1 pseudogene is annotated in these 692 nt (G+C 35.0%); it reads left to right on the top strand.

The annotated features are described in order from the left end of the window. Positions 1-388: 388 nt before the first annotated feature. A pseudogene (locus ACFIL8_RS11875) lies at positions 389-589 on the top strand (helix-turn-helix transcriptional regulator). Positions 590-692 lie beyond the last annotated feature (103 nt).

The raw sequence follows: 692 nt of genomic DNA on the forward strand, positions 1-692 counted from the left end.
TTTCTCCTCTCTTACAGTCTGTTTCCAACTGAAACAATATATTAGTGGAGCATATTCAATATATAGACCAATGATATTTGATAGTTTTTTAAAGAATATTGTACTGTAATAAATTTGAACAAGTAGTTCGGTTTCATATATTTTCTTTTTCATATGAAGCATTTGGTGGGGCGTTTGGGTCCAATGGTATCATCTTTGTCTGGTGTTGTATTGGCTACGTTTCCAGCAGCCTCTTAAACAAATCAATCAAGCTATTGAAATCTTTTTAGAGGCAATAGCACAAGAGACACAAAAGATTTTGACAAAAAGCTGCTTGACAATATAGGAAGCTCTCTCCTCCTAGCATCCCAGTCCATTCACATAACATAAAAAATAAAAAGGCAATGAGATGATATTTGATGATGGCAATAGATATGTAATAATACGTGAGTGTGCACAGCTTTTTAGTATATCCACAACAACGATTCGCAATTGGATGCTTCAGAGGGGGCCGGAGCCATATAAGCTAGGGTGAGCAGTGAGGTGGAGAAAGAAAGAGGTTTTAGCATTTACTCCAGAGAAAAATACGGAGCAAATAACAACAGATTAGATAAAATTGCATAAACCCTAGAAGGTGGTCTTCAAACAGATAATTAATTAAAAAAAATATATATTTCAATATGTTTAAGAAATAAAATGGTGCCGCATGCCGG

This window comes from Bartonella sp. AP57NXGY (genome assembly GCF_042195805.1).
Classification (GTDB): domain Bacteria; phylum Pseudomonadota; class Alphaproteobacteria; order Rhizobiales; family Rhizobiaceae; genus Bartonella.